We start from the raw sequence: 4,627 nt of genomic DNA on the forward strand, positions 1-4,627 counted from the left end.
GGAAGCTCATGAACAACCAACCGAATCACAAAAACCTTAGCCCACAAGAAACGCCATGTCCTATCTGTGGTTCACAAAATTTTGTGAATGGGTCGTACCGTTGGAGAATCAGTAAGCCAGTGGGTGTATTTCCGTGCTGATGGGGCTGGGTGGGGGGAAGGCGAAAAGCTGCGGACACGGAAATGTAGAGATTGTAACAATGTTCAGTTATTTACGTATGATTAGCTGTCAAGACAAACGAAACTAGCCTTGAAGCTAAAACCAGCACTCCAGTTAAAATTTGTCGCAGATTTCAAGTAGGCGCAGATCCACCAAGCGCATTTCTTTCTGCATCAGCAGTTTCTGTGCCAAAACCACCAGCTTGAGCATGACGGAGTAGCGATTGTACTATCGGCATCGCAATACTCATGCCAAATAAGGCATTGAAACCTGCAATAACCACTGGTGCAGATAATACAACTGTAAATTCTGGAAATAACGCTAATACAGCCACTAAGATCAGAAAAACAATTGGTGTCGCAATGCCTGCTGCTTTTGCAGCTTCTATAATTAAATTTTTATACTCTTCAACAGTAATGTCGCCCCGATAAAGATCCAAGGAGTATGAAATCGCTGTGACTATAACTTGGGTAAGAATAGCGGCTCCTGTAGCAGTGATCCCCAACTTAGCAATTGTTCCAGAATTGCTGACAATAGAATCTACAGCATTGTAAACGCGAATATAAAACTGCTCTCCAACAGTCATAACTTCGGCTCCGCGACGGAGATTATTAATACCCACTTCCCATAAGATGTTGTCAGCACCATTTGAGCCTCCTTGAGAGCGTGGAATGATATGGCTCCCATGTTTATCGCTCAAGAATTCACGAATAGTCCGTTCATTAGCTCCTAGCTTTGATGTACCGGGAATTTTCTCAAAAAGCTTCATGACATCTGTATCAGAGCGAGGCAAATCCCCAGTTCTCAAACCAGCACGATACCTCAATCTATATGCAATCTTGGGCATCTCTAGGGCTAGTTCCGCAGCTGTCTTAGGCAAGTTTTGTAATGCCCCTGCCATAGCTACACTCGAAGTTGTCACACCAATTGCAGTGCCTTCTAATACTTTACCCACATTTTGTACAGCTTGAAAACCTTGCTGTGCTGTTGCAGGCAAATCATTAATTGCATTAATACTTGAGGTAGTAATCTCAACAGTAGTATTTTTAATTCCATCAACTACTCCTTCTATCCCATTTACTGTATTAGTTGCTGCTTCTTGCGCTTTATCTTTGAGCGTATCCGCCAAATTTCGTACTTGGTTGATGAAATCCATGTTTTAGTAAACTGTTGTTTTGAAGATTTTGTATTTAGTTCAGCTTCTCCCCTAAAAGCTAAGAACCACATCAGCATTAATCATGAACTTCCAGAGGATATTTAAAGAGATAGTAAGGAATTTATAAATTTAGGTTGTGCTAGCTTAGAAATTGAACTATGGAGCTAGTTTAGCTGTTTTATTAACTATTTAGATATATTTTTTATTGATACAGCAATCAGCATTATATAAGCCAGTTTTTAGGTTTGGTATTATGTGCTTGAAATGCAAAAACTGTGAATAGATGTAAGGTAAAGCTTTTTCAGTAATTAAGCATTTAGTAAAAATACATGGTAACTAGCAGCTTATCCAACGTATGGCTAGAGACAAGATCCGTATAGCTAGATTTTAGCTATCATAAACGATAGATAGCTCTACAAAAACTAAGCAAGCATGAACTTTTTACTTCAACGCTTAGTAAACAGAATATTTTAAGTAATTTATCCCATTTTTTCCCATTTTGCTTTACAGGATATTTAATGTTTTATAAATTTAGTCTATTTACGTTTTGATAACTTAATGATATATATGTATCAACAAACTATAAATAATTAGTACTATGTCTATTTCAAGCCCAAGTAATATATCGTCTGCTATTCAAGTTGGGAGTATAGCTTCAAAGGCTTTACAAAAAATAGCTCCTATTGTTTCAGAAGCTTTTATTGAATCAATAGAGGTAGAACAAAAACAAAAGTACAAGTCTAGCAAAGATTAATTTTTATAACTATAAGCTCCACGTATGTCGGCTAAAGCACATCCAGGTAATATTTTGAATTTATTTGCAGAAATTCAACATCATCTTCATAATGGCACTATTCACCACGAACTAAGCCTAATTGCAAAACATACAAGAGACAAAGAAATTTTAGATATTTGTCAAAAGATATCAAATTGTTTAGAAATAGAAATAGATACTAGTTTCCATCAAAATAATATAGAGCAGTATTTTAACTCTGTAAAAGCTCTGATTAATCATTTTCAAAAAATAAACGATATCTACAATAAAATTTTAGAAAAAGTATCTGAATGCGATCCAAAATGGATAGAGGCTTTATTCAAAGCTACTGAGTCTCAAATAGTCTCATTGTCTAACTACTATGCTCTCCTTGATAGAATGCCAGATATTACTGATATTAATGGTGAGCCTGTAAAGCCAGGGGATCTTGTGGCTATTAAATGCAAAGATGAAAAGGAGAGAAATTACGAACATTACGGAATTATTGTACCTAGTCAAAAAGGTTTTAGAGTAGCACACTTTTTTACAGGTGCAACCATTAAAGCTCAAAATAGCCTTGTTGAAAAAGGATTTGGTTACGTTCATGAAACAGCCTACTCTCCAGATTGGATTATTAAAGAGCATTTACCAGAAATAATCCCTTACAGCCATTTAGAAGGACGTATTAAAGAGTCTAGAAATCAAGAAAGAAGAGTTTGGAATAAACTAAGCTATAACTGCGAACATTGGGCAAGACAGATGTTTAATGGAGAAGCGAAATGTACCCAATTAGAAGACATGAAAAAGAATAAAGAAGCAGTACCTATCTGCTAGAGTTTTGCTGTTTAACAAGTTATAGCCTGGGGATACATTTGGGTGTTTGACTAGGATTATGCTACGTCGTCTTGTTGTCTAAAGATTTACTTTATAAATAGTCTCTAAGTATTTTTTGATGTACTTACTGTTCACAACCCACACCGTCCCCATCTCGACCAAAACTGTGAGGGTCTGGTAGAACCACTTGCTTCTCTGCGTTAAGGAATATCAGGGCAGATTGAATCAGCCAATTTGACAGAATGCACATATCAGATTAAAAGCAATCGTTTACTAAACTTGCGCCGATCGCTCCTAAATAAAACAAATAGAATGAGTTAATCAATCGGTTCTTGAGTACAAGATAGATAATTTGAGTTAACCCATCCTTCCAAGCCATTAACTTTACTATTCGGGCCTTGAAATACACTTACATAAGCCCAGATGCCTTGTTGTTTCTTTAGTACAACTTGATTACCATTATTCAGACCTGCCCTAGATTGTCCATCGGGACTATAACGAAGTGCCAGTTGTCCAGATTTTAAATTCACTACATCACACCAAATAACCACTTTAATAGGAACTACAGGTACTGGATTGTCGGCAACTGCTATTAGTTTACGGCGCAATATACGTTTATCTCCGTTGTAAATATTCAAATACATTCCTTCATTAGAATTTTCTAGCCAAGAAACTGAATAAGTATAATCGCCATTTTCCCAAGTAATACCTCGATAACCCTGATCACGCCAAGACGTTCCACCTTTTAAATTAATGCATTTACCTTTTGTATCACAACCTGTATAGGTTCTACCATTTTCGCCATCACTCAAAGTAATTGTAAATTCTCCTGCACGGTAAGTATCAGCTTTTGCATGGGTAGCAGTTGCTCCAATTAAAGAGGCAGTCACAATTGCTGTTATAAAAAATGTTTTTAGGGATTTATTCATGATGCTTAAAATCTTTGTAGTTAAGTTAATGTCCGTTATCTGGGGTAGAAGTTTGTTCAACAGTCAAAGAGCGAATCAACTCTCGAATTACATCGGTTGCGGGTCTACCAGTCATTGAGCAGTATTTTTCAAGCTTCTCTGCTTCACTTGATGCCAGATTGATTGTAAGTCGTTTAGTCGCCCATTTCTTATTCACTGATTTAATCAACTCAAATTGAAACTACTTCTCTAATATCAATCATTCAAACTGTTATCACAATGATAAAACTAATGATATTAGCCTCAAGAAGCTGTAACGGAAATACTAATAAGTGTAAAGCCGTAGTGAAGAGTTTAAATTCAGTTTAAGTTATGAAGCTTAAGTAATTTAAAGACAACAATTGTGAATAGAACATAAGCTAAAAGTTTTTCTGCAATTAAGCATTCAGTGTAAATACATGGTAAATAGCAGTTTACCGACTGCATTGCTAGTAGAGGCAATTTTGAACCAACCTGAGTTAAGTTCGGGAGAGTAATACTTTGGTTAAGCCAAGCACCATCGCTTAACTACTTGCTGTAGGCAATTGCCATCCTTATTTAGTTTGCAAATAGTTAACTATACTTGTCTTTGAATAATTTGAGTCAATTCACTGCGACTACGATTTGCTTCTGACCAAAAAGCTACACCAAATATAATCAGCATCAATATAGGCATTCCTACAAATAGTGCAACCATATAATTAGGCATAGCCCCTGTCAACGCTATAGGAATGATTGCACCATACCAGGATAAAAACCAGAACCCTAAAAATGCCA

At 36.4% G+C, this 4,627-nt stretch carries 5 protein-coding genes and 1 pseudogene; 2 read left to right on the forward strand and 4 right to left on the reverse strand.

Annotation, left to right across the window (positions count from 1 at the left end):
• Nucleotides 1-292 precede the first annotated feature (292 nt).
• The gene (locus ACWATR_RS38630) at nucleotides 293-1,315 is read right to left on the reverse strand and encodes an HNH endonuclease (RefSeq protein WP_460345269.1); all 1,023 of its coding nucleotides are present in this window, start codon (nucleotides 1,313-1,315) and stop codon (nucleotides 293-295) included.
• Nucleotides 1,316-1,913: 598 nt separating this feature from the next.
• On the opposite strand from ACWATR_RS38630, the gene ACWATR_RS38635 reads away from it, so the two are divergent.
• Together ACWATR_RS38635 and ACWATR_RS38640 are read left to right on the forward strand one after the other, a co-directional pair.
• Nucleotides 1,914-2,069 (forward strand): hypothetical protein, encoded by a 156-nt coding sequence (locus ACWATR_RS38635; protein WP_460345272.1) that lies wholly within the window; start codon nucleotides 1,914-1,916, stop codon nucleotides 2,067-2,069.
• Between the two features lie 24 nt (nucleotides 2,070-2,093).
• Complete coding sequence (locus ACWATR_RS38640; RefSeq protein ID WP_460345275.1) at nucleotides 2,094-2,903, forward strand: hypothetical protein; 810 nt, start codon at nucleotides 2,094-2,096, stop codon at nucleotides 2,901-2,903.
• A 317-nt stretch (nucleotides 2,904-3,220) separates the two neighbouring features.
• Here ACWATR_RS38640 and ACWATR_RS38645 read toward each other — a convergent pair whose 3' ends face one another.
• From ACWATR_RS38645 to ACWATR_RS38655, 3 genes and pseudogenes are all read right to left on the reverse strand, one after another.
• Nucleotides 3,221-3,793, reverse strand: a complete 573-nt coding sequence (locus tag ACWATR_RS38645) for an SH3 domain-containing protein (RefSeq protein WP_460345278.1) — start codon at nucleotides 3,791-3,793, stop codon at nucleotides 3,221-3,223.
• A 64-nt stretch (nucleotides 3,794-3,857) separates the two neighbouring features.
• The gene (locus ACWATR_RS38650; protein ID WP_460345281.1) at nucleotides 3,858-4,028 is read right to left on the reverse strand and encodes a ribbon-helix-helix protein, CopG family; all 171 of its coding nucleotides are present in this window, start codon (nucleotides 4,026-4,028) and stop codon (nucleotides 3,858-3,860) included.
• Nucleotides 4,029-4,427: 399 nt separating this feature from the next.
• A pseudogene (locus tag ACWATR_RS38655) lies at nucleotides 4,428-4,627 on the reverse strand (hypothetical protein); the annotation flags it as partial.

This window comes from Nostoc sp. UIC 10890 (assembly GCF_054786515.1).